This is a genomic window from Streptomyces sp. NPDC001100 (genome assembly GCF_053598575.1).
Genome location: NZ_JBSFKO010000015.1, coordinates 40,923 through 67,288, shown reverse-complemented (window position 1 = coordinate 67,288; position 26,366 = coordinate 40,923). Strand labels below are relative to the sequence as shown.

Below are 26,366 nucleotides of genomic sequence, written 5' to 3'. Positions count from 1 at the left end.
GAAGCCGACTCGGCGCGACCTGTGTTCAGGGGCGCCATGACTCGATCGGATTGCCCAGCCAGCGGGTGTCGTCCGGGACGGACTCCGCCGCCATCACGAGCGATGCGGGCCCCAGAGTGGTTCGGGCCCCGACCACGCTGCCGGGCAGGACGATTCCGCCAGGACCCAGCGTCGCGCCCTCACGGAGGACCACAGTATCCGTCCGCAAGATCCGGTCGTGGAAGAGGTGGGTCTGGAGCACACAGCCGCGGTTCACCGTGGAGGCGTCCTCCAGGGTCACCAGGTCGGTCTCGGGCAGCCAGTAGCTCTCCACCCAGACGCCCCTGCCGATGTGCGCGCCGAGCCCGCGCAGCCACGCCGTCAGCACCGGAGTGCCCGGCACCGAACCGGCCAGCCACGGCACCGCGACGACCTCGACGAAGGTGTCCGCCAGCTCGTTGCGCCACACGTAGCCGCTCCACAGCGGGTGCTCGGCACCGTGGTGCCGTCCCACGAGCAGCCACTTCGCCACGATCGAGATCAGCCCGGCGAGCGCGCCCACGGCCAGCAGCACCAGGCCCGCCAGCAGCGGCGCCCACACCCCCAGCGCGCACAGCGCGACCACCGTCAGCAGGGCGAGCGCCGCCGAGCAGAACACCGGCACGATCCGGCACAGCTCGACGAGCCCGCGCGCCCACAGCAGCCGGGCCGGCGGGTCGTACGTCCGGCTCTGGTCGCCGCCGCTCGTGCTGCGCGGCAGCTTCACCGGCGGCAGGCCCAGGTACGACGTGCCCTTCTTCGCCTTCTTCGGCGTCGCCGACAGCACCCCGACGAGCCCGCCGTCCGGCACGCTGCGCCCGGGCGCGGTCATCCCGGAGTTCCCGAGGAACGCCCGCCGCCCGATCTCGGCCCGCCCGATGTGCACCCAGCCGCCACCGAGTTCGTACGGCGCGGTCAAGGTGTCGTCGGCCAGGAAGGCACCCTCGCCGACGGTCGTCAGGCTCGGCAGCGCCAGCACGGTCGACACCTCGGCGCCGCGCCCGATCCGCATGCCGAGCAGCCGCAGCCACACCGGCGTGACGAGCCCGGCGTAGAGCGGGAACAGGGTCTCGCGGGAGAGGTCCATCAGCTGCGTGACCGTCCACGACTGCCAGCCGATGCGGCTGTGCGTGGGGTGCGTGCCCTCGCGCAGGCCGAGGCTGAGCAGTCGTACACCGATCAGGATCAGCAGCGCGTACGTCAGCCCGAAGGCGAGCGTCGCCGGGACCAGGGCCAGGGACGCGCCCCGCAGGGCCTCGCCGAGACCGTCGCCCGGGGCCACGAACAGGCTGGTGACCAGGAGCGCGACCGCTCCGGCGATCACCGGCAGCATGGTGAGCGCGAAGCCCGTCACGCCGTACATCACGCGCCAGTACGTGCCCCGTTGCGGGCGCTCCTTGGGCCAGTTGCGCTTGGCCTTGCCGAGCTTGACCGCGGGCGCGCCCGCCCAGCGCTGGCCGGTCGGGATCGTGCCGGTGACGGCCGAACCCGGCGCCACCTCGGCCCGCTTGCCCACCCGGGCGCCGGGGAACAGCATGCTGCGCGTGCCGACGACGGCGTGCGCGCCGACCTTGACCGGGCCGATCTCCAGCCGGTCGCCGTCCAGCCAGTAGCCGGACAGGTCCACCTCGGACTCGACGGCGGCCCCGCGGCCCAGCTTGAGCATGCCGGTGACCGGGGGGAGGGAGTGCAGGTCGACGTCCGGGCCGACCTTGGCGCCCAGGGCGCGTGCGTACCGCTCCAGCCACGAGCCCGTCAGCGAGGTCGCCCCGCTGAACTCGGCCAGCCGCTCCGCCGCCCACAGCCGCAGGTGGACGCTGCCACCACGGTCGTAGCGTCCCGGCTTCACGCCACGCAGCAGCAGGCGCGCACCGCCCGCGGCGATCGCGAGCCGGCCGGGCGGGCTGAAGAGCAGCAGGGCGCCGGCGGCGACCAGCCACCAGGAGGCGGTGGGCAGCCAGGCATAGCCGCCCAGTACGTTGCCGAGCGCGGCCAGTGCCACCGTCCAGCGCAGGCCCGCCAAGGTGAACAGGGGGACCAGCGCGAGGAGTTGGATCACCTTGGCGCGGGTCGGGACCGGCGCGATCACGCGGGCCGTGCCGTCGCCCTGCGCCGAGTCCTCCAGGTGCCGGGCCAGCTTGCGGAGCGTGGGCTGCTGGTAGATGTCGAGGACGGCCGCGCTCGGGTACCGGGTGCGCAGCCGGGTGGTCAGCTGGGCGGCGGCCAGGCTGCTGCCGCCGATCGCGAAGAAGTCGTCGGCCGCGCTGCTCACCGGGATGCCGAGCACCTCGGCCCACTGCTCGGCGAGCCAGGCCTCCGTGCCGTAGAGCTGCTCCTTGGCGCCACCGGTCTCCAGGCCTTCGAGCGGCCAGGGCAGCGCGTTGCGGTCGACCTTGCCGGAGGTGCGGGTCGGGAGGTCCTCGACCGGGGCGATCAACGGCACGAGGGCGGCGGGCAGTTCGGCGCGCAGCTTCTCGACGGCGGAGGGCTGGTCCCAGCCTTCCTGGGTGACGACATAGCCGACGAGAAGTTGGTTGCCGCTGCGGGCGGTTCGTACGGCGGCTGCCGCGCCCGCGACTCCGGGCAGTGCCTGGAGGGCCGCGTCGACCTCGCCCAACTCGATCCGGCGTCCGCCGAGTTTGATCTGCTCGTCGGCGCGACCGAGGAAGATCAGGCCTTCCGGCTCGGCCTTGACCAAGTCGCCACTGCGGTACGCGCGTTCCCAGCCGAGCGATTCGAGGGGCGCGTACTTCTCCGCGTCCTTCTCGGGGTCGAGGTAGCGGGCGAGACCGACCCCGCCGATCACCAACTGGCCGCTGCCGCCCATGGGTACGGGCACTCCGGCCTCGTCGACGACGGCCAACTCCCAGCCGTTCAGGGGGAGTCCGATGCGGATCGGCTCGTCGCCGGTCATCAGGGAGGCGCAGGCCACGACGGTCGCCTCGGTCGGGCCGTAGGTGTTCCACACCTCACGGCCCTCGGTGACGAGGCGCTGCACCAGCTCGGGCGGGCAGGCCTCACCGCCGAAGATCAACAGGCGTACGTCGTTCAGCGCCTCGGGCTCCCACAGGGAGGCCAGGGTCGGCACGGTCGAGACGACGGTGATGTCCTGGTCCACCAGCCAGGGGCCGAGGTCGGCGCCGCTGCGGACCTGGGAGCGGGGGACGGGCACCAGGCAGGCGCCGTAGCGCCAGGCCAGCCACATCTCCTCGCAGGACGCGTCGAAGGCCACGGACAGGCCCGCCATGACCCTGTCACCCGGACCGATCGGTTCGTCGGTGAGGAACAGTGCCGCCTCGGCGTCCACGAAGGCCGCCGCGCTGCGGTGGGTGACGGCGACGCCCTTGGGCTTGCCGGTGGAGCCGGAGGTGAAGATGATCCACGCGTCCTGCTCGGTGTCGGGCCGGGCGGCCGGGGCGTCACCGTGGCCGAGCACGGTCAGCGCGTGCTCGGCGCCGATGACGGCACGGACGTCGGCCTCGCCGAACACCAGCTCGGCCCGCTCGTCCGGGTCCTCGGCGTCGACGGGGACGTAGGCGGCGCCGGCGGCGAGCACGGCGAGGATCGCGATGTAGAGGTCGTTGGTCCCGGACGGGACGCGCACACCGACCCGGTCACCGAGGCCGACACCGGCGGCGGCCAGGGTGCGGCGCAGGGTCTCGACCTCGACGGCCAGCGCACGGTAGGTGAGGCGGACGGTGCCGTCGTCCAGGGCGAGCTCGTCGGGATACGACCGCACCGACGCGTCGAAGATGTCGACGAGCGTGCGGGGCGAGGCGGCGGGTGCCGCGGAGAAACGTGCCGTATCGCCGAACTGGGTGCGGATCTCTTCGTCGAGCAGGCCGAGAGCACTGCTCTCGTGTATCGCTGCCATCGGTCCTCGCGTCTCAAGCCCGGTAACTTCCGGGGCGCTGGCGGGCCCGCAGGTACGCCTGGGGTTGTCCAGCTCCAGCTCCGTTCCGTAACAAGCCGGAAATTTTAGTACGACGCTAGGCCTCAGGTCGTCCGACGGCCACTCGGGGGAGCCGAACGGGGGCGCTCCGTGAGCATCCGGCAATGCTCTGACCTGGTGATCTTCTGATCCAGGGAGACATCCCCCACAAAACCGGCCAGGGCTGCTCTCCGCTTCGGAGGGATCGGGCCGACGGCCTCCGGCGGGGCGGCGTACCGACATATGTCGTCGATCAGACAATCCCGGACCGGGATTCGGCCAACTCCCCTGTTAACCCTCTGCGTTCGCACATCAGGTGACGAAGTCGGGGCTTGTCACGCGGGACGACCATGAGGCTAAATGACGAATGAATCGACTTCGGTCGCGGGTCGCCGCCCTGCACCGGTGTCTCGCAGCGGGGAAGGGGATTCGTCTGGTGGCAGCCGACCGGCCGGTGGGCTATCGGATGCTGTGGGCGGTGACGGAATACCGTGCGGTGTTCGTCGCGAGTGCGCTGTCCTGGACCGGGGACTATCTGTGCAAGGCCGCAGTCACCCTGCTGGTGTACGAGCGGACCAGTTCGGCGCTGGCCTCCGCCGCCGCTTTCGCCATCGGGTATCTGCCCTGGCTGCTCGGCGGCCCCGTGCTCGCCGCGATCGCCGAACGGTACCCCGCACGCACGGTCATGATCTCCTGCGATCTCATCCGCGCGGCACTGATCGGACTCGTCGCGATCCCGGGCATGCCGATCCCGGTCCTCTTCGCGCTGCTGCTGGCGGGCGGCCTGGCGTCCCCGCCGTTCGAGGCGTCCCGCTCCGCCCAGCTCCCGCAGATCCTGACCGGCGACCGGTATCCGCTGGCCCTGGCCCTCAACAACTCCGTCCTGAACGCCTCACAGGTCGCCGGATACGCGCTCGGCGGAGCGATCGCCGGCTACAGCCCACAGGTGGCGCTGGCGCTGAACGCCCTCACGTTCGTCGGTTCTGCGCTGCTTCTGCGCCTGTACGTCCGCAAACGCCCCGCGACCCTGACGGCCGCCCGCCGCACCGGCCTGTGGCGCGAGACGGGCCAGGGGTACGCGGCGGTGTTCGGCGACCCGCTGCTGCGCGCGATCGCGATCATCACCTTCGGTGTGGTGACCTTCGTGATCGTCCCGGAGGGACTGGCCGCCGCCTGGGCGTCCGACCTCGGCGACGGTGGCAGAACCCAGGGCCTGATCATGGCGGCCAACCCGCTCGGCGTCGCCATCGGCGGCCTGGTCCTGAACCGTCTGCTGTCGCCGGGGGTCCGGACCCTGCTGATGCGCCCGCTGGCCGTCCTGGCACCGCTGGTCCTGGTTCCCGCGCTGTTCGATCCGCCTCTGGTCGTGGTCGTCGTCGTGGTCATGGTCTCCGGGACAGCCATGGCGCTGCTGCTGCCGGCCGCCCAGACCCTGTTCAAGCAGGCAATCGCCGACGAATACCGGGCCCGGGCGTTCGGCGTGATGAACGGCGGCGTGCAACTCGCCCAGGGAGCCGCGATCCTGATCACGGGCGCACTCAGCGAGCACCTGCCCACCCCGACCGTCATCGGCGCCTGGTGCGCCGGCGGGACCCTGCTGATGGTGCTGGCCACGTTCCGGCCGCTCACCGACCCCGGCGGGGCGGTCGCCGTTCCTCCCGCCCTGACCGAGGAAACCCGATGAATACCCCGCCGTCACGGCTGCCACCGGTGGTGGATCCGGCGGCGGACGTGCCGTGCGCGTCCTCATGGAGCGCGGTCACGACGCCACGGACGTGAAACGCGAGAAACCCCACACGAAGTGTGGGGTCCCAGCTGGTGTCCGAGGGGGGACTTGAACCCCCACGCCCGATAAAGGGCACTAGCACCTCAAGCTAGCGCGTCTGCCATTCCGCCACCCGGACAAGGTGTCTGTCGCGCGTGGTTTCCCCCGCGGCGACGAAGGAAACATTACCAGGCTTCCAGGGGTGGCCGATCACCCCCTGTTCCCACCCGCCTCCCGCGTGAACGGCGTGTGACGGCCGCGGACCGCCCTTGGGGTGCGGGCCGGGGAGAGAGAGGATGAGGGACAGGACCACCAGCAGTGACAGTGGGAGGAAGCAGCGTGAGCGACACGGGCACGGCCAAGGGCGTCACCGGCGAGGACGAGGTCGTGGACCTCTGCCGCGAGCTGATCCGGATCGACACCAGCAACTACGGCGACCACTCGGGCCCGGGTGAGCGAAAGGCGGCCGAGTACGTCGCCGAGCAGCTCGCCGAGGTGGGCCTCGAACCCCGGATCTTCGAGTCCCACCCGGGACGCGCCTCCACGGTCGCCCGGATCGAGGGCACGGACCCCTCCCGGCCCGCGCTCCTCATCCACGGCCACCTGGACGTCGTACCGGCGAACGCGGCGGACTGGACCCATCACCCCTTCTCCGGCGAGGTCGCGGACGGGTGCGTGTGGGGGCGCGGCGCCGTCGACATGAAGGACATGGACGCGATGACCCTGGCGGTCGTCCGCGACCGGCTGCGCAGCGGGCGCCGGCCCCCGCGCGACATCGTCGTCGCCTTCCTCGCGGACGAGGAGGCGGGCGGCACGTACGGGGCGCGGCACCTCGTCGACAACCACCCCGAGCTGTTCGAGGGCGTCACCGAGGGCATCAGCGAGGTCGGCGGGTTCTCGTTCACGGTGAGCGAGGAGCGGCGGCTCTATCTGGTCCAGACGGCCGAGAAGGGCATGCACTGGCTGAAGCTGACCGTCGCCGGTACGGCCGGGCACGGGTCGATGATCCACCGGGACAACGCGATCACCGAACTGTCCGAGGCCGTCGCCCGGGTGGGCCGGCACAAGTTCCCGGTGCGGGTCACCAAGACGACCCGGGCCTTCCTCGACGAACTCGGCGACGCCCTCGGCACCCCGCTCGACCCCGAGGACATGGAGTCGACCCTCAAGCGGCTCGGCGGCATCGCCAAGCTCATCGGCGCGACCCTCAGCAACACCGCCAACCCGACGCAGCTGAACGCCGGTTACAAGGTCAACGTCATCCCCGGCGAGGCCACCGCGAACATCGACGGGCGCTTCCTGCCGGGCCACGAGGAGGAGTTCCTCGCCGACCTGGACCGGATCCTCGGCCCGAAGGTCAAGCGCGAGGACGTGCACTCGGACAAGGCGCTGGAGACCTCCTTCGACGGCCCCCTGGTCGAGGCCATGCAGTCCTCGCTGCTCGCCGAGGACCCGACCGCGAAGGCGATCCCCTACATGCTCTCCGGCGGTACGGACGCCAAGTCCTTCGACGACCTGGGCATCCGCGGCTTCGGCTTCGCCCCGCTCAAGCTGCCGCCGGAGCTGGACTTCGCCGGCATGTTCCACGGTGTCGACGAGCGGGTGCCGGTGGAGGGGCTGAAGTTCGGGGTGCGGGTGCTGGACCGGTTCATCGACGCCTCGTGAGACGTCGGGTGACACCGGTTGACGCCTGAATTCGACCGCGCGTGCGGGAGGCGACTGGGACGAGTGAATGTGCTCATAAGCTCGTAGCTCCATTACTCCCTCCTCGTTACAGGTGATGCGATCGGCAACACGAGATCGCTTTTGCCAACAAGGAGGAATAATGATCAAGAAGGTCGTCGCCGCTGCGGCTGCCACCGGTGGCCTGGTTCTCGCGGGAGCGGGCCTGGCCGTCGCCGACTCGGGCGCCCAGGGTGCCGCCGTGCACTCCCCGGGTGTCGTTTCCGGCAACGTCATCCAGGTTCCCGTGCACGTCCCGGTGAACGTGTGCGGCAACACGATCTCGGTGATCGGTCTGCTGAACCCCGCCTTCGGCAACACCTGCATCAACAAGTGACGTCGCCCCACTGAGGGGTGACCACGTCCTCGGCTCCGGAGCGCGCGCCATGCGCTCCGGGGCCGACGGTCTTTGCGCGAGAAACCGACCGACAGATCGACCGGGAAACCGAGCGAAAGGTCGATCGGGAAGTCGCGCGGGGAATTTCAGTCAGGAATGAAGGCAGGGGGGAATTCAGTGATGCGACAAGTCACCCGCAAGAGCTTGATGACCATGGCGGCGGCGACCGGAGTGATCGCCGCCGCGGGCGGTGTCGCCCACGCCGACTCGGGCGCGAGCGGCTCCGCCTCGGGCTCGCCCGGCGTACTGTCCGGCAACTCCGTGCAGGCACCGGTGCATGTGCCGGTCAACGTCTGCGGCAACACCGTGAACGTGGTCGGGATCCTCAACCCGGCGGTCGGCAACAAGTGCGCCAACCAGGGCGGCGGCAGCGGGCACGGTCACGGCCATGGGGGTTCGGGGGGTCACGGCTCGTCGGGCGGTTACGGCGACTCGGGGGGTTACGGCAATTCCGGAGGCTACGGCGACTCGGGCGGCTACGGCGGCGCGGGTGGGCACGGGGGCTCCGGCGGACACGGCGCGCACGGCGGCTCAGGGGGCTCGTACGCCGGAGGACACACCGCCGGCTCGCCCGGCGTCGGCTCGGGCAACCACGTCCAGGTACCGATCGACGTGCCGGTGAACGTGTGCGGCAACAGCGTCGACGTCATCGGCATCGGCAACACCGCCACCGGCAACGACTGCGCCAACGGCGGCGGTTGGCACGACGGCGGCCACCACCACGGGACGCCTCCGGGCGGTGGCGGGCAGCACGGTGGCGGGGGCCACCACGGCGGAGGCCACGACGGCAGCGGCGGTCACCATGGTGGCGGTCACCACGGCGGAGGCCACGACGGCAGCGGCGGTCACCACGGCGGCGGTGGCCATCACGGGGGTGGCGGTCACCACGGCACGCATCCGGGCGGCGGCCACGGGACGACCCCGCCGGGGACGCCGGGCCACCCCGGAACTCCCGGCCACCCGGGGACGCCCATCCACCCGGGCACCCCCGCCCACCCCGGTTCGCCGGGCGGCATCTCGCCGGTCACCGGCGGTCACACGCCGACCGGCTCCGCGCACGTCACCCAGCCCGGCGCCGCGCAGTCCGCCGTCCGGTCCCAGGGCGCTCCCCAGCTCGCGCACACCGGCAGTGAGCTGCCGCTGGGCCTCGCGCTGCCGGTCGGAGCGGGCGCGCTGCTCGCGGGCGCGGTGCTCTACCGCAAGGCGAAGGCCACGGCGTAGCGCCTGGGAACCAGCACCCGGGACCTGGGAACAGACCCCCGGGAACATGTGATCTGCGCGACGGAGGGGCCCCGCACAGCCGGGGCCCGCTCCGTTTCGCCCGACTCAGCTCACCACGTGGCACGCACCTGGCGGATGATCCGCCGGCGCAGCCGCACCCTGCGGCTGCCGTCGCGCAGCAGGCTCAGTCGGTCCAATTCCCAGTGTCCGTACTCGGCGTGGTCCGTCAGCAGACGTGTGGCGTCCTTGCGGGAGACCCCGCGCGGTACGTACACGTCGACAAATTCGTATTCCGGCATCGCATCTATTGTGCGGGCAGAGCCCCGGTACGGATAGCGTCTGCACTATGTCTGATGCTGCGCAGCCCACCGCTGCCGAGGTACGCGCCGCCGCCGAGGCGGTCAAGACCGCGCTCGACCGCCACCTGGCCGCGGTCGAAGGTCGGTCGGGGGAGGACGACCCGGCCGTCTACGAGGCGTTCAACCAGCTCGCCGCGGCGGCCGAGGTCTACGACGAGCTGCTCTACGACCGTTATGACGAGGTCACGCCTTTCGAGATCCCCGGTACCGACGACTCCCTGCCGCCGTACACCGGCCCCGAGGAGCCGAACGCGGTGAGCGTGCTGATCCGTCGTGACTACGCCGTGGCGGAGCCGCAGCGGCTGCTCGCGCAGGCGCAGCGGGTCGAGGCGGCGGTCGGCGACGGCACCGGCACGGAGGCCTCCGGCACGATCCACGGCGCGCTCGGCATCCTCTTCGACGAGTTCGAGGCGGACGAGATCGCCTCCCGGCCCAAGGAGTTCGGCCTGGAGGAGGGCGACTCCACGCTGTGGGTGACCGCCTCCGACGAAGCGGCCGAACCCGGCGCCTGGCTGGAGGCCCCCTTCGAGGGGGTCGATCCCCAGCGGGTGGTGTGCCGTTTCGACGTCAGCGCGGTCTTCGACGACGAGATCAACGACGAGCTGGACGACATCGACGAGGTGGACGAGGTCGAGGAGGAGATCGAGGACGAACTCGATCCCGAGCTCGACGCGGATCTCGACGAGGACGAGGACCTGGAGGCGCTCGAAGCGGACCGCTGAGCCGCGCCTCGCCGACGGCGACGAACGACGGCGACGGCGGTCACGGAGGGGCTCCCTCCGCGACCGCCGCCGTCGCCGTTCGTCGTTGTGCCGTCCGGTTCAGCCTCCCACCGGGACCTGCGGTCGCAGCAGCACCGGCAGGCGGGTCGTGCGCGGCTTGGCCGGGATCTCGGCGACGGCCCGGGGCAGCGCCTGATCGACGCCGTGCACCACGGAGAGATGACGGTCCGCCCGGCTGAACGCCGTATAGACCCACGGCCGGCTGAGAGCCTGCGCCGCGTCCCCGGGCAGCACCACGACCACCGCGGGCCACCGCGCCCCGACCGCCTGATGCGCGGTCAGCGCCCACCCGTGCCGGACGGACTGCTCGACTCGCTCCTTCGCTACGACGACGGGCTCGCCCGCGCACGACAGGTGCAGCCCCTCGGCGTCGGCCTTCACCACCTGGCCGACGACGGTACGGCCCGGGGCGGGGGAGTACGCGACCCGGTCACCGGGGTCGAAGCCGCCGAAACGGCCGGGACCGGGGTTGAGCCGCTCCTTCAGCGCCACGTTGAGGGCACGGGTGCCGGCCGCGCCGCCGTGGCCCGGTGTGATCACCGCGGTCTGCTCGGCGGGGACGCCGATCACGCGCGGCACCGAGTCGGCGACGAGCTGCACGGTGCGGTGCACGGCCTCGCCGGCGTCCCGCACCGGCACGATCACGACCTCCTTGCCGGGGGCCTCCACCTGGTTCAGCTCGCCGACGCCGATGCCGGAGACCAGCTCGCCCACGGGACCGAGGTCGGGGCGGCGCGAGACGACGTGGGGGCAGGCCCGCGCGGCGAGCAGATCGGCGAAGACCCGCCCGGGGCCCGCCGACCACAGCACCGCCGGGTCCCCGACCAGCACCAGCCGGGCGCCGTCCGGCAACGACTCGGTGAGCAACGCCGCCGTCTCGACGTCCAGTTGGGGCGCGTCGAGCACGACGAGGAGATCCAGGTCCAGGGCGCCGTCCGTGTCCCGTCCGGGGCCCTCGGTACCGGCCAACAGCCCGGCGACGGTTGCCACTCGGGGTCCCTCGTCGGGCTCGGCACCCTCCGCCTCCGCGGACCGCGTAAGCAGTGCGGCGAACCGGTCCCGGCCCACCGGGCTGTACGCGGCGGCCCAGGCGCGCAGCCCGAAACCCGCCGCCGCGTGCAGCAGCGCGGCCGGTTCTTCGAGGGACGCCTCCCCTCCCGTGTGCAGCACCAGGCCGTGTCCCGCCACCGCTCGGATCAGCTCGCCGGTGGATCCCCCGGCGGCACCTGCCTGCTCCCACTCCGCCGCCGAACCGTCCTCCTTCGGTACCGAGTTGATCAGCTTGGCCAGCCCGTCGGCGAGGCTCTCCTCCGCGAGCGCGTACCGCTCCAGGCCGATCAGCACCCGGACCGGACGCTCCGCGCCCTCTTCCGTTTCCGCTTCGTCGTCCGTGCGCTGCACCGGGACCGCGGGCTCGTCCAACGCGTCCTGGAACACCAGCACTTCGCCCTCCGCGATGGCGCTCTGCGTCGCCGCGTCCGGGTCGGGCACGCCCTGCTTGGCCAGTGCGGCCGTCAACGCCGAGGCCTCCAGGGCCGTATGCCCGGCAAGGGCCGCCTGCTCCAGGAGCCAGCCGGTGACCGACCGGCCCCGCCGCTCGTCGTCCGGCGCGCACTCGGCGCCGAGCAGTGCCCGCGCGAACCCGTCGGCCTGCTCGGGCCGCACCCCCGGGACGCGCAGCAACTGCCAGGGATCCTCGCGGAGTTGGTCGTCCGCGCCCTCGCCGAGCGCCGCCGCGACCTGTGCCGCGAGCGTCTCGGGCGCGCCGCCCTCGACCAGCACCTGCCGTACGGACGCGACGGTTTCGCCGGCCGGGGCGCCGGGCTCGGCCGCGACGGGCTGTGGCCGCCGTACGGCCTCGGGGGCGGCGGAGCGGCGCGGGGCGGGCTCCGGCCCGGTGAACGCGGTGGCCACGGGCTTCTCGCCGCTCTCCACGGCCCGGACGGCCGCGAGCAGATCGGCGGCCGTGCCGCTCAGCTTGGTCCCGGCCGCGATGGGCCCGGCCTTCTCCGCCTTCCGCCGCTCGATCCGCTCCCGCTCCAGCCGCTGCGCGAGCAACTCGGCGGCGGCTTCGGAGAGTTCGGGAGCGGCGGCGGCAGCCTCGGCGCTGGCCTCACCGGCGGCTTCCGTGCCTTCGGCGCCCTCTGCGGTCGCGGCCTCGTCGGCGTCCGTGATCTCCGCGTCCGCCGCGACATCCGGCCCCTCGGCATCCGCGCCCGCGCCGTCGGCGGCCGAACTCTCCCCGGCCGGGACCCCGTCCGCGCCCCCGGCACCCTCGCCGGTGTCCGTGCCCGTGTCGACGGCGGCGTCCGTCACGGCGTCCCGCGTCGCCTCCGCGCCCTCGGCCGGCGAGGTCTCCGTGGTCTCCGGGTCCGTGCTCACAGCGTGCTCCAGTCGTGATCGGGATAGCGGTGCAGAGGCGCCGACACATCGTCGAGCGCTCGGCAGATCTCGTCAGGAAGACTAAGGGCCTCCACTGACAATGCGGCCGTGAGCTGCTGCGCGTTGCGCGCGCCGACGATCGGGGCGGCCACCCCGGGACGGTCGCGGACCCAGGCCAGGGCGACCTGGAGGGGGGTCACGGCGAGCCCGTCCGCGGCCGTGGTCACGGCGTCCACGATGCGGCTCGCCGTGTCGTCGAGGTAGGGGGCGACGAAGAGCCCCATGTGTTCCGAGGCGCCGCGCGAGTCGGCCGGTGTGCCGTGCCGGTACTTGCCGGTGAGCACCCCGCGCCCGAGCGGCGAGGAGGGCAGCAGCCCGATGCCCAGGTCGAGCGCGGCCGGCAGCACCTCGCGCTCCACGCCCCGCTGCAGCAGCGAGTACTCCAGCTGTGTGCTCGCCAGCCGGGTCCGCGTGCCCGGCGCCGCGAGCTGCCAGGTCGCCGCCTTGGCCAGCTGCCAGCCGCAGTAGTTGGAGACGCCCGCGTAGCGTGCCCGCCCGCTGCTGACCGCCAGGTCGAGGGCCTGGAGGGTCTCCTCCAGCGGGGTGAACGGGTCGAAGGCGTGGATGTGCCACAGGTCGACGTAGTCCGTGCCGAGGCGGGCCAGCGAGGCGTCCAGCGCGGCGAGCAGATGACCGCGCGAGCCGTCGAAGCGGCGGTCGGGGTCGGGCACGCTCCCCGCCTTCGTCGAGATGACCAGGTCCCGGCGCGGCACGAGCCCCTCTATGAGCTGCCCGAGCAGATACTCGGCCTCCCCGTCGCCGTACACGTCCGCCGTGTCGACGAGGGTGCCGCCGGCCTCCCAGAACGCCTTCAAGAGGTCCGCGGCGTCATGCTCGTCGGTGTCGCGTCCCCACGTGAGGGTGCCGAGTCCGATCCGGGACACACGAAGGCCGGTACGGCCGAGATGCCTCTGCTCCATGAACGCCGAGATTACTGGCCTGAACCTGGCCTGTGGTTGCCTGTGGATAACCGATTTCCATGATGATCCACAGTCCCTCCCACGGCACGCTCCGTGACCACTCACCGGCACCCGTCCTGTCCGGCGGGACCGCCTCGCGCTAGGGTCGGCACGACAGCGACGTTACTGATGGGTAAGGGGTCTGCCATGCAGCTCGGGATCAACCTCGGCTACTGGGGTGCCGGAATGGACGGCGACAATCTGGCCGTGGCCCAGGAGGCCGACCGCCTCGGCTACTCCGTGTGCTGGGCCGCCGAGGCCTATGGCTCCGACGCGGCCACCGTCCTCACCTGGGTCGCCGCGCAGACCGAGCGCATCGACGTCGGATCGGCCATCTTCCAGATCCCGGCCCGCCAGCCCGCGATGACCGCGATGACCGCCGCGACCCTCGACTCGCTCTCAGGGGGCCGCTTCCGCCTCGGCATCGGCGTCTCGGGCCCCCAGGTCTCCGAGGGCTGGTACGGCGTCAAGTTCGACAAGCCGCTGGCACGCACGCGTGAGTACGTCGAGATCGTCCGCAAGGCGATGACCCGTGAGCGGCTGTCCTACGACGGCGAGCACTGGACGCTGCCGCTGCCCGGCGGCCCGGGCAAGCCCCTCAAGCTGACCGTGCACCCGCAGCGCGAGCACATCCCCCTGTACATCGCGGCGATCGGCCCGAAGAACCTGGAGCAGACCGGCGAGATCGCCGACGGCGCGCTGCTCATCTTCCCGTCCGCCGAGCATCTGGAGGACACCGCCGTCCGGCACCTGCGAGCCGGGCGCGAGAAGGCCGGCAAGACCCTCGAAGGCTTCGACATCGTCCCGACGGTCCCGCTCGCCCTCGGCGAGGACAAGGACGTCGAGAAGCTCGCCGACACCTTCCGTCCGTACACCGCGCTCTACGTCGGCGGCATGGGCAGCCGGCAGCAGAACTTCTACAACAAGCAGGCCCGGCGCATGGGCTTCGAGGAGGCGGCGACCGAGATCCAGGACAAGTACCTGGCCGGCGACAAGGACGGCGCCGCCGCCGCCATCCCGCACGACCTGATCGACAAGACGACGCTCCTCGGCTCCGTGGACCGCATCGCGGACCGGATGAAGGAGTACGCGGCGGCCGGTGTCACCACCCTGACGCTCGCCCCCGCGGGCTGGACCCTGGAGGAGCGGATCGCCGCGCTCCGCGCCGGAACCGAGGCGCTGGAGCGCGCGGGACTCGCGTGACGCGACGGCGCCGTACGGAAGTTTTCTACGGCCGTGGTGGGGGCTCGGGGGGTCTTCCCCGCCACGGCCGTCACGGGGAACAACGCGCGGCAGCCCGCGCGGTTACGCCCCCGACGGGACATCCGTAGTCCTCCTTTTGGCGGAGTTGTCCGACACTGCTGTTGCAGCACCTCTGACGCGGCATTTGACTCGTTCTTTGCGGAATGCGGCGGAATCCTGCATGGAGGTGCCTTCAGATGCTTTCGGCCAAGAGCCTGTTCCAGGAGATCCTCGACGACGACGAGTCCTTCCGGCTGTTCTGCTCCATCGCGGCCGGCGGCGAGTCCCAGGGCGGCTGGGAGAACGGGCGCATCGCCGCCCTCGTCCCGCCGAGCGAACGCGACCTCGCCCCCAAGATCAGCCGGCACGGTGCCGACGAGGACAAGCACGGGCGCATTTTCAACGCCCTCATGAAGAGGCGCGGCCTCGAACCCGTACCGGTGCCCCCGGACACCGACTACACGATGCTCCTGGAGCGGCACGGCATCGGTCTCGCGCACGAGAAGCTCAAGGGCGAGTCGCCGCTCACCGTCCAGGACATCGTCACCTACCTCGCGCACAGCCGGGTCACCGAACAGCGCGCCTCCGAGCAGATGGAACTGCTGCGCAGGCACTTCGCCGACCACCCCGACCTCGGCCGCGCGGTGCGGATGATCTCGAACGACGAGGACAATCACCTCGCCTACTGCCACGAGGAGTTGCTGCGCTTCGCGCGCGCGGGACACGGCCGATCCATCCAGAAGGCGCTGCGCGAGTGCGCGCTCGCCGAGATCCGCATCTACCGGGACGTCAGCCTCGCAGTGATGGCCCACATGGGGCGCGTCCTCGGCTGGCCGCGCGCCAAGTCGGCGGCCCTGGCCGCGGGCATCCACGCCGTGTACGCCTACGAACGGCTCGGCGGCTGGCGGCGGATGGTGTCCCTGAGGATGCCGGAACGACGTGACGCCCTCGGCGGACCGGCCGCGACCGCCCCCGAGTTCGCCTGAGCCCGACGGGCGCGCTACAGCCAGCCGCGCCGCTTGAACGTCCGGTACAGCAGCACCTCCAGGGCGACCATCAGCAGGATCACCGCCGGGTACCCCCACAGCCAGTGCAGCTCCGGCATGTGGTCGAAGTTCATGCCGTAGACGCCCGCGATCATCGTGGGCACCGCGGCCATGGCCGCCCACCCGGAGATCTTCCGCATGTCGTCGTTCTGCCGGACGCTGGTCTGCGCGAGATGTGCCGCCAGGACGTCCGAGACCAGCCGGTCCAGGCCCTCCACGGACTCGTTGACCTTCATCAGGTGATCGTTCACGTCCCGGAAGAACGGTCGCGACTTGTCGTTCACGAACGGCACCCGGTCCCCGGCGAGGCCGACGCCCGCGAGCCGGGCCAGCGGCTGCGCGAGCGGTCCGGTGGACCGGCGGAACTCCAGGATCTGCCGCTTGAAGGCGTAGATCCGCGAGGCCGTGGTCCGCGAGCCGCCGCCGGTCGGCGAGAACACCGCAGCCTCCAGCTCCTCCAGGTCGGTCTGCAACTCGCCCGCCACGTCCACATAGTGGTCGACCACGGCGTCGGCGATCGAGTACAGCACTGCCGTGGGACCGTGCCGCAACATCGCCGGCTCCTCCTCAAGACGGTGCCGTACGGCCGCCAGGGGGGCCTCCTCGCCGTGCCGGACGGTCACCACGAAGGAGTCGCCCACGAAGACCATGACCTCGCCGGAGGTGACCACGTCGCTGTCCGCCTCGTAGCCCACCGGCTTGAGGACCACGAACAGCGAGTCGTCGTAGACCTCCAGCTTGGGCCGCTGATGCGCGGTCAGGGCGTCCTCGACGGCCAGCGGGTGCAGCCCGAACTCCTCGGTGACCTTGTCGAACTCGTCCTCGGTGGGCTCGTAGAGACCGATCCACACGAAGGCGTCGCCCACCCGGCGGCAGTGGTCCAGGCCGTCGGAGAAATCGCCGGGCCCCTCCGTCCGGCGTCCGTCGCGGTAGATGGCGTAGTCGACGATCACGGTGCGTATTCTCCCGCCGTCCGGCCAAAACCGCACTCCGGTGTGCGCCTACCCTTGGCCCCATGCCCACGTTGATCCTTGTCCGGCACGGACGTTCGACCGCCAACACCGGGGGAGTGCTCGCCGGCTGGACGCCCGGTGTCGCCCTCGACGAGCGGGGCAACGCCCAGGCCGCCGCGCTCCCGGGACGGCTCGCCGCGCTGCCGATCGCCGAGGTCGTCACCAGCCCGCTGCAACGCTGCCAGGAGACCCTCCAGCCGCTCCTGGACGCCCGCCCCGAGCTGCGTGCGCACACCGACGAGCGGATCGGGGAGTGCCACTACGGTGACTGGTCCGGCCGCAAGCTCGCCGAGCTCAAGGACGAGCCCCTCATGGAGGTCGTCCAGGCGCACCCCTCGGCCGCCGCGTTCCCCGGCGGCGAGTCGATGCGATCGATGCAGACCCGCGCGGCCGAGGCCGTACGCGAGTGGAACGCGCGCGTGGAGCGCGATCACGGCGCCGACGCCGTCTACCTGATGTGCTCGCACGGCGACATCATCAAGTCCCTTGTCGCGGACGCACTCGGACTTCATCTCGACCTCTTCCAGCGGATCTCCGTAGAACCGTGTTCCATCACAGCGATCCGTTACACCCGTCTGAGGCCTTTTCTCGTACGGCTCGGGGACACCGGGGATCTCGCCTCCCTGGCGCCGCGCGAGGAGCCGCCGGGCGACGAGGCCACGGTCGGGGGCGGCGCGGGCGCACCGTGATCGTCGGCCGCAGTAGGGTGAAGCGGTCGCAGTAGCGCCGCACTTGTCAGCAGTCGATTCCAATGGAGACAGGACGTGTCCCGTCAGGTGTTCCTCTACGACCCGCCGGACCGCTTCGTAGCCGGTACGGTCGGTCTGCCCGGGCGCCGTACGTTCTTCCTCCAGGCCGCCGCCGGCCCTCGGGTGACCAGCGTGGCCCTGGAGAAGACGCAGGTCGCCGCGCTCGCCGAGCGCATGGACGAGCTTCTGGACGAGGTCGTACGGCGCAGCGGCGGCAGCGCGGCCGTCCCAGCCGTCACCCCCACCGAGATCTCCGACACCCGCCCGCTGGAGACCCCCGTCGAGGAGGAGTTCCGCGTCGGGACCATGGCGCTCGCCTGGGACGGCGAGGAACAGCGCATGATCGTCGAGGCGCAGGCCCTCGTGGAACTCGACGCGGAGTCCGAGGAGGACCTCGCCGAGGCCGAGGAGCGGCTGCTCCAGGACGAGGAGAACGGACCCCCGATGCTGCGGGTCCGGCTCACCGGAGCCCAGGCCAGGGCCTTCGCCAAGCGCGCCCTCGACGTCGTCAACGCCGGCCGTCCGCCGTGCCCGCTGTGCAGCCTCCCGCTCGACCCGGAAGGACACGTATGTCCGCGCCAGAACGGATACCGCCGCGGAGCGTGACCACGGCCGAGCTGCTCGCCAAGGGTGAGCTGAAGGTACGCGGACGCATCCGCGAGGCGTCGAACGCGGTGCTGTTCTGCTCCGTGACGTACGAGGGCCGTGAGGCGTCCTGCGTCTACAAGCCCGTGGCCGGGGAGCGGCCCCTGTGGGACTTCCCGGACGGCAACCTGGCCCGGCGCGAGGTCGCCGCGTACGAGGTGTCCGAGGCGACCGGCTGGGGGCTTGTGCCGACCACCGTGCTGCGCGACGGGCCGTACGGCGAGGGCATGTGCCAGCTGTGGATCGAGGCGGCGGCCGAGTCCGAACTGCTCGCCCTGGTGGACGCGGAGGAGCCCGAGGCGGGCTGGAAGGCCATCGGCCTCGCCGAGGTCGGCGAGGGGAGAACGGCCCTCCTGGTGCACGCCGACGACGAGCGGCTGCGGCGGCTCGCCGTTCTCGACGCCGTGATCAACAACGCCGACCGCAAGGGCGGCCATCTGCTGGCCGCCGACGAGGGCCGCCTCTACGGCATCGACCACGGTGTCACCTTCAACGCCGAGAACAAGCTGCGCACCCTCCTGTGGGGCTGGGCGGGCGAGTCCCTGCCCCCGGAGTCGATCGAGGTCCTCCAGGGGCTCAGAGAGGCGCTCAGGGACGATGCCGGGCTCGCCGGGAAGCTCGCCGAGTTGATCACCGCCGTGGAACTCGACGCCACGCGCGCGCGGGTCGACGCGCTGCTCGCGGCCGGAAAGCATCCCGAGCCGAGCGGGGAGTGGCCGGCCATTCCGTGGCCGCCGGTGTAGCTGCACGGCGAGCACCGCCGCGCAAGAGCGCCTTACCGGCCGTCCGCCCTGGTCCGGTTCGTATGCGAAACATCTGTCCGGTTACGCTCATGACATGTATGCCTGGCCCGCTTCTGAGGTCCCCGCCCTGCCCGGCAAGGGCCGCGACCTCCGGATCCACGACACCGCGACCGGCGGTCTGGTCACCCCCGACACCGGTCCCGTCGCCCGTCTCTACGTATGCGGCATCACGCCGTACGACGCCACCCACATGGGGCACGCGGCGACCTACAACGCGTTCGACCTCGTGCAGCGCGTGTGGCTCGACACCAAGCGCCAGGTTCACTACGTCCAGAACGTGACCGACGTCGACGACCCGCTCCTGGAGCGCGCCGAGCGCGACGGCGTCGACTGGGTGGCCCTCGCCGAGAAGGAGACGGCGCTCTTCCGCGAGGACATGACCGCCCTGCGCATGCTGCCCCCGAAGCACTACATCGGCGCGGTCGAGGCGATACCCGGCATCGTGCCGCTCGTCGAGCGCCTCAGGGAGGCCGGAGCCGCCTACGAACTCGACGGCGACATCTACTTCTCCGTCGGCTCCGACCCCAACTTCGGCAAGGTCTCGAACCTCGACGCCGCCGCGATGCGCCTGCTGTCCGCCGAGCGCGGCGGCGACCCGGACCGCCCGGGCAAGAAGAACCCGCTCGACCCGATGCTCTGGATGGCTGCCCGCGAGGGCGAACCGAGCTGGGACGGCGGCTCGCTCGGCCGGGGGCGCCCCGGCTGGCACATCGAGTGTGTGGCCATCGCCCTGGACCACCTCGGCATGGGCTTCGACGTCCAGGGCGGCGGCTCCGACCTCGCCTTCCCGCACCACGAGATGGGCGCCTCGCACGCCCAGGTGCTGACCGGCGAGTTCCCCATGGCCAAGGCGTACGTCCACGTCGGCATGGTCGCCCTGGACGGCGAGAAGATGTCGAAGTCCAAGGGCAACCTGGTCTTCGTCTCGGCGCTGCGCCGCGAGGGCGTCGACCCGGCCGCGATCCGCCTGGCGCTGCTCGCCCACCACTACCGCTCCGACTGGGAGTGGACCGACGGGGTGCTCGCGGACGCGGTCGCCCGGCTCGGCCGCTGGCGTGCCGCCGTCTCCCGTCCCGACGGCCCGTCCGCCCTGAAGCTCGTCGAGGAGATGCGCGAAGCCCTCGCGAACGACCTCGACGCCCCGGCCGCGCTCGCCGCGGTCGACCGCTGGGCCGCGGTCCAGCGGGACCGGGGCGGCAGCGACGAGGGCGCCCCCGGCGTCGTCTCCCGCGCGGTGGACGCCCTGTTGGGCGTGGCCCTCTAGCAACGGCGAACAGAAGCAGGGGCGGTTCCTCTCCGGAGAGAGGAACCGCCCCTGTTTCACGCCCTGTTGAGCGCCAGGATCACTCGTCGGAGGAGTCCTCGTCGTCGGCCTCGGTGTCCGGCCCGGTCCCGGGCTCCGTCTCCGGTTTCGCGGGCCTCGTCGGCTTCGCGCGGCCGGGGTTGTCCCGGAGGTACGACGCGCTGTCGCTGCCGTCCGCCGTGGCGTGCCCACCGGGCGGACTGCCGCCGCCGTCCCTGCGCCGCAGATAGCGCTCGAACTCGCGGGCGATCGCCTCGCCCGACGCCTCCGGCAGCTCCGCGGTGTCGCGGGCCTCCTCCAGCGTCTGGACGTACTCGGCGACCTCGCTGTCCTCGGCGGCCAGCTGGTCCACACCGACCTGCCAGGCGCGCGCGTCCTCGGGCAGCTCGCCCAGCGGGATGCGCACGTCGATCAGGTCCTCCAGGCGGTTCAGCAGCGCCAGGGTGGCCTTCGGGTTGGGCGGCTGCGACACGTAGTGCGGCACCGCCGCCCACAGCGACACGGCCGGTACGCCCGCGTGCGTGCACGCCTCCTGGAGGATGCCGACGATCCCGGTGGGACCCTCGTACTTGGTCTCCTCCAGGTCCATCCGCTGCGCCAGGTCCGCGTCGGACGTGGTCCCGCTGATCGGTACCGGACGTGTGTGCGGGGTGTCACCGAGCAGCGCGCCCAGGATCACCACCAGCTCGACGCCCAGCTCGTGCGCGAAGCCCAGCAGCTCGTTGCAGAACGAGCGCCAGCGCATCGACGGTTCGATACCTCGGACGAGTACGAGATCGCGCGGCTTCTCACCGCCGACCCGGACCACCGACAGACGGGTCGTGGGCCAGGTGATCTTCCGCACCCCGGCGTCCATCCACACCGTGGGCCGGTTCACCTGGAAGTCGTAGTAGTCCTCGGCGTCCAGGGCCGCGAACACCTCGCCCTTCCACTCCCTGTCCAGATGCGCGACCGCGGTGGAGGCGGCGTCGCCGGCGTCGTTCCAGCCCTCGAACGCGGCCACCATCACTGGGTCGATCAGCTCGGGAACCCCCTCCAGCTCGATCACCCAGCGCCTCCTTCCGATCTGCCCTCGCGTACGCCCCAACCTTACGGCGTCCGACGGGGGCGCCCGCAGCCCCCTTGCACGGGGGAGTGACCCCATGCCTGCCCCGTCCGAGCCGGTCGAACACACAAGATCGCCACCCGGTGCGGGCCCGGACCGGGCGGTCACTCCTCCGACGGGTCGGCGGACCCGCCCACTCGTTCACAGGGTCGAACGCAGCCACTGCTCCACGCTCGCGATGTGCACCGTCGCCCACGACCGCGCCGCCTCCGCGTCCCGGTCGCGCAGCGCGCCCAGGATCGCCCGGTGCTCGTGCAGGGTGCGGCTGACCGCGTCCTCCTGGGTCAGCCCGCGCCAGATCCTGGCCCGCGTGGTGGGGCCCGACAGACCGTCGAGGAGCGAGCAGAGCACCGAGTTGCCGGAACTCTGCACGATGCCCCGGTGGAACTCCAGGTCGCAGGCGACCAGTTCCTCCACCGAGGGGGCACCGCCCAGCGCGTCCAACTGGAGGGTGAGTGCGTCGAGTTGCTGCTCGCTGATCCGCAGGGCCGCCATCCCGGTGGCCGCGGGCTCCAGAATGCGCCGCACCGCCAGGAATTCGAGCACCGTGTCGTCGCGGTGGAAGTCCACGACGAAACTCAGCGCCTCCAGCAGGAGTTGGGGATCCAGACTCGTGACGTACGTGCCGTCGCCCTGCCGCACGTCCAGGATGCGGATCAGGGACAGCGCGCGCACGGCCTCCCGCAACGAGTTGCGGGACAGGCCGAGTTCGGCGGCGAGTTCGCTCTCCTTGGGCAGCCGGTCCCCGGGACGCAGCGCGCCGGAGACGATCATTCCCTTGATTTTCTCGATCGCCTCATCGGTGACTGCCATGACCGGCCTCCCTGTTGCTCAGACATCCGATGTATCAGGCATATTATGGGGGTTCAGTGGGCTGAACGGGAGGGAAATCCACAGCTCAGGCAAGTGATTCGAGCTCCGCGATCACGGATTCCTCGTCCAGCGTGCCCAGGGTCCGGTTCCGCATCAGCACCCGGCCGTCCACCACCGTGTCCCGCACATCCGCCGAGTGCGCCGCGTACGCGAGCGTCGACCACGGGTCGTGCAGGGGCCGCAGATGCGGAGCCCCCAGGTCGAGCACGATCAGGTCGGCCCGCTTGCCGACCTCCAGAGACCCCAGGTGCTCCCCGAGCCCCAGCGCCCGCGCGCCCTCGATCGTCGCCATCCGTACGGCCTGCTCGGCGCCCACCGCCGTCGGGTCCCCACTGGCCTTGTGCACCAACGCCGCCTGTCGTACGGTGCCCAGCAGGTCCAGCGTGTTCGAGCTGACGGCCCCGTCCGTGCCCAGCCCGACAGTGACACCCGCGCTGAGCAGCCGCGGCACCGGCGCGATCCCGCAGCCCAACTTCAGGTTGGAGACCGGGCAGTGGGCCACCGAGGTGCCCGTGCGGGCCAGCGCCGCGATCTCCGGGCCGGTCAGGTCCACGGCGTGCGCGAGCAGCAGATCGGGACCCAGCAGCCCCAGCGAGTCGAGCAACTCCACAGGCCGCTTGCCGTACTTGACCTCGACGGTGGCGACCTCGGTCGCGTTCTCCGCCGCGTGGATGTGCAGCAGCGCCCCGAACTCTCTTGCCAGGGCGGCGATTTCGACCAACTGGTCGGGGGAGAGGGTGTAGGTCGAGTGCGCGAACAGGACCGGCCGCCGACCGGGGCGTGCCGCACCCCGCGCCACCAAGTCCCTGCGCGCCCAGTCGAGTCGGTCCTCATAGGGCATACCGTCCGGCGGCTCCGGTACGTCCATGAAGGTCGGCCCGGAGTGCAGCCGCCAGCCCGCCTCACGGGCCGCCTGCTCGGCCGCCTCGTGGAACCAGTACATGTCGAGGGCGGAGGTCACCCCGGCCCGCACACTCTCCGCCACCGCGAGCCGCACCGCCGCCGCCACGTTCTTCGGCGCCAGCAGCTCGGCCTCCCACTTCAACACCCGCTCCAGGAAGCCCTGGAGAGTCACGTCGTCGGCGCGACCGCGCAACAGCGTCATCGCGAGGTGCGTGTGCGTGTTGATGAGCCCGGGCAGGACCAGACAGCCCTCGGCGTCGATCGACTCCGCAGCCGTGAACCGTGCCTTCAGCTCCTCGGCGGGTCCTACGGCGACGATCTCGCCCTCGTGGACGGCGACCGCCCCGTCCCGTACGACAGTTCCGGCCTCGTCGACGGTCAGGACATCCCCGCCGTGCACCAACAGGTCGATGCTCACGCCTCGTTCCCTTCCGCCAGCAGCCGCAGTGCCTCCAGCGAGACCACCGCACCGCGCTCGACACCGGCCGCGACGACCTCCCGGTGCGGGTCGTACCCGCCGGTGGCTTCTTCGTCGACGAGCTCATCGGCGTTGGCACCGTCGATGACCAGCACCCCGCCCGCGACCAGCCCGCGCAGCGAAGCCGTCACCAGCAGCGCCGACAGCTCCATCTCGATCGCCGCGAGCCCGGCGCCGTCGTAGGAGAAGAGGGGGAGGAGACCGGGCTGGAAGGCCGCCCGGGTCCACACGATCCCTCGGTGGTGCGGGGCGCCGGCCTCGCGGGCCGCGCGCTGGAGGGCGAGGACCGCCTCGGGCGCGGCGACCGCCGGGTACTCCGGCGGCAGCAACTGCTGCGTGACACCGTCGTCCCGTACGGCCGCCTCCGCGATGACGAGGTCGCCGTCGCCGATGCCGGGCTTCATCGCGCCCGCCGTGCCGAAGCGAAGGAAGGTGCGGACCCCCGCCTCCGCCAGTTCCTGGAACAGCAGGATCGCGCCCGGTCCGCCCACCCCGTGCGAGGCGACGGTGACCGGCAGGCCCTTCCAACTCCCGCTGAACACACGGTATTCGCGGTGGTACGACACCTCCTCGGCGCCGTCGAGCAGCGCGGCGACGGCCGCGGCACGCGCCGGGTCGCCGACGACGACCGCGTGGGCCGGCAGGCCGGTGCGCGGTATTCGGGTGATGGGCAGCAGGTCCTGCGTCATGTGGTGGCTCCGGAGGGGGAGTTGGCGGTACGGCGACGGCGGCGGGCCGTCGAGAGGAAGAGGGCGACGAGCGTCACGACGTAGGGCGCGGCGTCGGTGGCCTGTTGGGGCAGGCCGACGCCCTGGAGGCGGAAGCCGGCGGCCTCGGCGAGACCGAACAGCAGCGCGGCGAGCAGCACGCCGACCGGTGCCGCGCGGCCGAGCATCACCGCGACCACGGCGATCCAGCCCCGGCCGGCCGTCATGTTCTCGGAGAACAACGTGACGTTGCCGAGCGCGAGTTGGGCCCCCGCGAGCCCGCACAGCACACCGGAGATCAGCACGGCCGCGTACTTGTACTTGGCCGGGCTCACCCCGAGCGTCGCCGCCGCGTCCGGTGCCTCACCGACCCCGCGCAGCCGCAGCCCCCACACACTCCGGGACAGCAGCACCGCGGCCACCGCGACCGCGACGAACGCCAGATACGCGAGGGGAGTGAAGCCACCGATCAACGGCAGCCCGGCGAGTGACGGATCGTCGAAAGTGCCCTGCACACCGAAGACCGTACGCAGGAGGAAGCTGGTCAGGCCAACTGCCAGGAGATTCATGGCGATTCCGAGAACGACCGCGTCCCCGCGCAGAGTTACCGCACCCACGGCCAGGATCAGCGAATACGCGGCTGCCGCGAGGGCGGCGGCGAGCACGCCGAGCCAGGCGCTGCCCGTGAACCAACTCGTGGCCACGGAAGTGAAGCAGCCCATCAGCATCATGCCTTCGAGGCCGATGTTGAAGACCCCCGCCCGCTCGCACAGGGCACCGCCGAGCGCGGCCAGCAGGATCGGGGTCAGCGCGCGCAGCGCCGACATCAGCAGATCGGAGTCGAAGAACATCACGCGGCCCCGCTTTCCTGAGTACGCCTGGTGAACCACTTGGTCGGGAAGCGGAGTCGGGCCGCGAGGAACACGATCACGATGGCCTGGAGCACCTGCGTCAGCTCGCGCGGCACCTCGGTCGTGCGCTCCATCGCCAGGCCGCCGACCGCCAGGACGGCGAAGAAGAAGGAGGCGACGACCGTGCCGAGCGGGGCCGCGGCTGCGAGCAGGGCCGCCGTAAGTCCCGTCCAGGTGTAGCCGGGTGCGGTGAGCGAGCCGTCGACGAAGCGGTACGGGAAGCTCAACACCCCTATGGCGCCCACGAGTCCGGCCAGCGCGCCGGACACGGACATCAACTTGAGGGTCAGGCCCCGGCGTTCGACGCCCGCGTAGGCGGCGAAACGGGAGTTGAGGCCGGTCATCCGGATCTCGTAGCCGAAGGCCGTGCGCCTATCGGTGAACCAGTACGCGGCTGCCGCCAGCACCACCAGGACGAGCCCGACGGTGACCGTCGAGTCGCCGAACGCGGGCAGCGCCACGCCGTCCGGCATCGCGCGGGTCTGGGGGAGGCTGGAGCCGGGTTCCTTGAGCGGGTAGCGCGCCAGGTAGGAGGCCAGCGACACCGCCGGGTAGCTCAGCAGCAGGCTGCTGACCAGCAGCGGGACACCGAGGCGGTTCTCGCACAGGGCGGCGAGGGCGGCGTACGCGGCGCCCACGGCCATACCCGCGAACAGCGCGAGTACGACGGTGAGGGGCGCCGGCAGCGGGGAGTAGAGGCCGGTCACGGCCGCCGTGATGCCGCCGAGGACCATCTGGCCGTCGCCGCCGAGGTTGATCAGCCCGGCGCGCAGCGGGATCGCCAGCGCGAGCGCCATGCCGAGCACGCTGGTGCCGGTGCTCAGCGTGGAGCCGATGCCGTCGCCGCCGAGCGAGCCGGTGAGGACCGCGCTGTAGGCGGTGAGCGGGTCCGCGCCCGTGCCGACCAGGAACAGCGCGCCGATGACCAGGCCCGCGAGCACGGAGAAGGTGACGGGGGAGCGCAGGGCGCCCGATATACGTGTGAGTGTCAT

Annotated in this window: 22 protein-coding genes and 1 tRNA gene; 11 read left to right on the top strand and 12 right to left on the bottom strand. The window is 71.7% G+C overall.

The genetic code is table 11. The features are described from left to right. Positions 1–25: 25 nt before the first annotated feature. Positions 26–3,892 carry a Pls/PosA family non-ribosomal peptide synthetase gene (locus ACWDEW_RS22590; protein ID WP_450514739.1) on the bottom strand — a complete coding sequence of 1,289 codons (3,867 nt, stop codon included), beginning with the start codon at positions 3,890–3,892 and terminating at the stop codon, positions 26–28. A 493-nt stretch (positions 3,893–4,385) separates the two neighbouring features. Between ACWDEW_RS22590 and ACWDEW_RS22585 the strand changes: the two genes are divergently transcribed. Further along, positions 4,386–5,633 carry an MFS transporter gene (locus tag ACWDEW_RS22585; protein ID WP_450514738.1) on the top strand — a complete coding sequence of 416 codons (1,248 nt, stop codon included), beginning with the start codon at positions 4,386–4,388 and terminating at the stop codon, positions 5,631–5,633. 132 nt (positions 5,634–5,765) lie between these two features. On the opposite strand, the gene ACWDEW_RS22580 is transcribed toward ACWDEW_RS22585, so the two are convergent. Beyond that, positions 5,766–5,853 (bottom strand) — tRNA-Leu (locus ACWDEW_RS22580). Positions 5,854–6,053: 200 nt separating this feature from the next. Here ACWDEW_RS22580 and ACWDEW_RS22575 point away from each other — a divergent pair. From ACWDEW_RS22575 to ACWDEW_RS22565, 3 genes are all read left to right on the top strand, one after another. Continuing rightward, positions 6,054–7,379, top strand: a complete 1,326-nt coding sequence (locus ACWDEW_RS22575; RefSeq protein WP_450514737.1) for a M20/M25/M40 family metallo-hydrolase — start codon at positions 6,054–6,056, stop codon at positions 7,377–7,379. A 160-nt stretch (positions 7,380–7,539) separates the two neighbouring features. Further along, a complete protein-coding gene (chpH, locus tag ACWDEW_RS22570) occupies positions 7,540–7,773 on the top strand; it encodes a chaplin ChpH (RefSeq protein ID WP_019066065.1) in 234 nt (77 codons plus the stop codon). 180 nt (positions 7,774–7,953) lie between these two features. Beyond that, positions 7,954–9,054, top strand: a complete 1,101-nt coding sequence (locus ACWDEW_RS22565; RefSeq protein ID WP_450514736.1) for a chaplin — start codon at positions 7,954–7,956, stop codon at positions 9,052–9,054. Positions 9,055–9,164: 110 nt separating this feature from the next. Here the strand turns inward: ACWDEW_RS22565 and ACWDEW_RS22560 are convergent, their stop codons facing one another. Further along, positions 9,165–9,353 (bottom strand): DUF5703 family protein, encoded by a 189-nt coding sequence (locus ACWDEW_RS22560; protein ID WP_005485166.1) that lies wholly within the window; start codon positions 9,351–9,353, stop codon positions 9,165–9,167. Positions 9,354–9,400: 47 nt separating this feature from the next. Between ACWDEW_RS22560 and ACWDEW_RS22555 the strand changes: the two genes are divergently transcribed. Further along, complete coding sequence (locus tag ACWDEW_RS22555) at positions 9,401–10,135, top strand: hypothetical protein (RefSeq protein WP_450514735.1); 735 nt, start codon at positions 9,401–9,403, stop codon at positions 10,133–10,135. A gap of 99 nt (positions 10,136–10,234) precedes the next feature. Here ACWDEW_RS22555 and ACWDEW_RS22550 read toward each other — a convergent pair whose 3' ends face one another. Further along, complete coding sequence (locus ACWDEW_RS22550; RefSeq protein WP_450514734.1) at positions 10,235–12,577, bottom strand: helix-hairpin-helix domain-containing protein; 2,343 nt, start codon at positions 12,575–12,577, stop codon at positions 10,235–10,237. Then, positions 12,574–13,557 (bottom strand): aldo/keto reductase, encoded by a 984-nt coding sequence (locus ACWDEW_RS22545; protein ID WP_450514733.1) that lies wholly within the window; start codon positions 13,555–13,557, stop codon positions 12,574–12,576. Before ACWDEW_RS22545 ends, ACWDEW_RS22550 begins: the two co-directional genes overlap by 4 nt. Positions 13,558–13,743: 186 nt before the next feature. Between ACWDEW_RS22545 and ACWDEW_RS22540 the strand changes: the two genes are divergently transcribed. After that, on the top strand, positions 13,744–14,799 hold the full coding sequence (locus tag ACWDEW_RS22540; protein ID WP_450514732.1) for an LLM class F420-dependent oxidoreductase: 1,056 nt from the start codon (positions 13,744–13,746) through the stop codon (positions 14,797–14,799). 236 nt (positions 14,800–15,035) lie between these two features. Continuing rightward, positions 15,036–15,824 (top strand): ferritin-like domain-containing protein, encoded by a 789-nt coding sequence (locus ACWDEW_RS22535; protein WP_450514731.1) that lies wholly within the window; start codon positions 15,036–15,038, stop codon positions 15,822–15,824. A 14-nt stretch (positions 15,825–15,838) separates the two neighbouring features. On the opposite strand, the gene corA is transcribed toward ACWDEW_RS22535, so the two are convergent. After that, positions 15,839–16,837, bottom strand: coding sequence for a magnesium/cobalt transporter CorA (corA, locus tag ACWDEW_RS22530; protein WP_450514730.1), 999 nt, complete (start codon positions 16,835–16,837; stop codon positions 15,839–15,841). Positions 16,838–16,899: 62 nt separating this feature from the next. Here corA and ACWDEW_RS22525 point away from each other — a divergent pair, with 62 nt between their 5' ends. From ACWDEW_RS22525 to mshC, 4 genes are all read left to right on the top strand, one after another. Next, complete coding sequence (locus ACWDEW_RS22525) at positions 16,900–17,586, top strand: histidine phosphatase family protein (protein WP_381245826.1); 687 nt, start codon at positions 16,900–16,902, stop codon at positions 17,584–17,586. A 75-nt stretch (positions 17,587–17,661) separates the two neighbouring features. Then, positions 17,662–18,252: a DUF3090 domain-containing protein gene (locus ACWDEW_RS22520; protein ID WP_019066074.1), complete on the top strand. Its 591-nt coding sequence runs from the start codon at positions 17,662–17,664 to the stop codon at positions 18,250–18,252. After that, positions 18,216–19,034 carry an SCO1664 family protein gene (locus tag ACWDEW_RS22515; protein WP_450514729.1) on the top strand — a complete coding sequence of 273 codons (819 nt, stop codon included), beginning with the start codon at positions 18,216–18,218 and terminating at the stop codon, positions 19,032–19,034. The genes ACWDEW_RS22520 and ACWDEW_RS22515 overlap by 37 nt, the downstream gene beginning before the upstream one ends. Positions 19,035–19,128: 94 nt before the next feature. Beyond that, positions 19,129–20,358, top strand: coding sequence for a cysteine--1-D-myo-inosityl 2-amino-2-deoxy-alpha-D-glucopyranoside ligase (mshC, locus tag ACWDEW_RS22510; RefSeq protein WP_450514728.1), 1,230 nt, complete (start codon positions 19,129–19,131; stop codon positions 20,356–20,358). A 79-nt stretch (positions 20,359–20,437) separates the two neighbouring features. Here the strand turns inward: mshC and ACWDEW_RS22505 are convergent, their stop codons facing one another. The 6 genes from ACWDEW_RS22505 to ACWDEW_RS22480 all read right to left on the bottom strand — a co-directional run bounded on the left by ACWDEW_RS22505 (position 20,438) and on the right by ACWDEW_RS22480 (position 26,366). Continuing rightward, complete coding sequence (locus ACWDEW_RS22505; protein ID WP_450514727.1) at positions 20,438–21,445, bottom strand: PAC2 family protein; 1,008 nt, start codon at positions 21,443–21,445, stop codon at positions 20,438–20,440. A gap of 198 nt (positions 21,446–21,643) precedes the next feature. Next, positions 21,644–22,315 (bottom strand): FadR/GntR family transcriptional regulator, encoded by a 672-nt coding sequence (locus ACWDEW_RS22500; RefSeq protein WP_019066078.1) that lies wholly within the window; start codon positions 22,313–22,315, stop codon positions 21,644–21,646. Positions 22,316–22,400: 85 nt separating this feature from the next. After that, positions 22,401–23,696: an amidohydrolase gene (locus tag ACWDEW_RS22495; protein ID WP_450514726.1), complete on the bottom strand. Its 1,296-nt coding sequence runs from the start codon at positions 23,694–23,696 to the stop codon at positions 22,401–22,403. Then, positions 23,693–24,445, bottom strand: a complete 753-nt coding sequence (locus ACWDEW_RS22490; protein ID WP_450514725.1) for a nucleoside phosphorylase — start codon at positions 24,443–24,445, stop codon at positions 23,693–23,695. The genes ACWDEW_RS22495 and ACWDEW_RS22490 overlap by 4 nt, the downstream gene beginning before the upstream one ends. Continuing rightward, positions 24,442–25,314 carry an ABC transporter permease gene (locus tag ACWDEW_RS22485; protein WP_450514873.1) on the bottom strand — a complete coding sequence of 291 codons (873 nt, stop codon included), beginning with the start codon at positions 25,312–25,314 and terminating at the stop codon, positions 24,442–24,444. Before ACWDEW_RS22485 ends, ACWDEW_RS22490 begins: the two co-directional genes overlap by 4 nt. Continuing rightward, complete coding sequence (locus ACWDEW_RS22480) at positions 25,314–26,366, bottom strand: ABC transporter permease (RefSeq protein WP_450514724.1); 1,053 nt, start codon at positions 26,364–26,366, stop codon at positions 25,314–25,316. Before ACWDEW_RS22480 ends, ACWDEW_RS22485 begins: the two co-directional genes overlap by 1 nt.